We start from the raw sequence: 461 nt of genomic DNA, 5'->3' as shown, positions 1-461 counted from the left end.
GCTGCCCAAGCCGCCGCGAACGCAGCCCAACAAGGTGTTACCCAAAACGCTGCAGCGATTCAAACCGAGCAAACAGCAAGAGCCAATGCCGATAGCGCATTAGCAACACAGATCACCACAGTTCAGGCCTCGGCGACTGCCGCTAATAATGCCGCATCAACTGCACAAACTGCCGCGAACTCTGCTGCCCAAGCTGCGGCTGACGCTGCAGGTTTGGCGGGTACCAAAGGCAAAGTACTTATTCAGTCTACGGCCCCTGCAGCAGCTGATCGCTTAGTACAAAACCTGTGGATCGATACCACAGGCAATGCCAACACGCCTAAGCGTTGGAGTGGTTCAGCGTGGGTTGCCGTCACTGACAAAGCCGCGACCGATGCCGCCAGCGCCGCAGCTGCTGCCCAAGCCGCCGCGAACGCAGCCCAACAAGGTGTTACCCAAAACGCTGCAGCGATTCAAACCGA

At 58.1% G+C, this 461-nt stretch carries 1 protein-coding gene; it reads left to right on the top strand.

Annotated features, from left to right (window positions below; all coding sequences use genetic code 11):
• A partial coding sequence (locus BM607_RS22025; RefSeq protein ID WP_212669164.1) for a hypothetical protein occupies positions 1-461 on the top strand: 461 nt, incomplete at both ends.

Origin of the sequence: Shewanella sp. SACH (assembly GCF_001887095.2) — a bacterium.
GTDB lineage: Bacteria > Pseudomonadota > Gammaproteobacteria > Enterobacterales > Shewanellaceae > Shewanella > Shewanella baltica.
This window is presented reverse-complemented; position numbering and strand designations above follow the sequence as displayed.